Source organism: Streptomyces sp. WM4235 (genome assembly GCF_001279725.1).
Lineage (GTDB): Bacteria > Actinomycetota > Actinomycetes > Streptomycetales > Streptomycetaceae > Streptomyces.
In genome coordinates this window covers 1-274 of record NZ_LGDE01000395.1, presented here as the reverse complement: position 1 = coordinate 274, position 274 = coordinate 1, and the positions used below count along the sequence as shown (strand labels likewise).

Annotated in this window: 1 pseudogene; it reads left to right on the top strand. The window is 68.2% G+C overall.

The features are described from left to right. Positions 1-22: 22 nt before the first annotated feature. Positions 23-274 (top strand): annotated as a pseudogene (locus ADK55_RS23600) (hypothetical protein); the annotation flags it as partial.

Genomic DNA, 274 nt, shown 5'->3' with positions numbered 1-274 from the left:
GGTCGCCGCCATCGCCACCGTGGTGAGCATCCTCAGTGGACTGGCCATCTGTGACGCCCTGCGCCACAGCGCGGCACCTCAAACGGCCCGTGAAGTCGTGAACTGGTGGCCCCTGTTGATCTACGGCCCCTGGATGGTCGCCTCCCTGTCCATCCTCAGATCCGCCCTGCACCAGCGCCGCGCACTCCACTCCTGGTCCATCGTCCTGCTGTTCTCCACCCTGGCCACGCTCCTGTGCGTCGCCCAGGCACCCAGAACGATCGCCGCGGCGGCG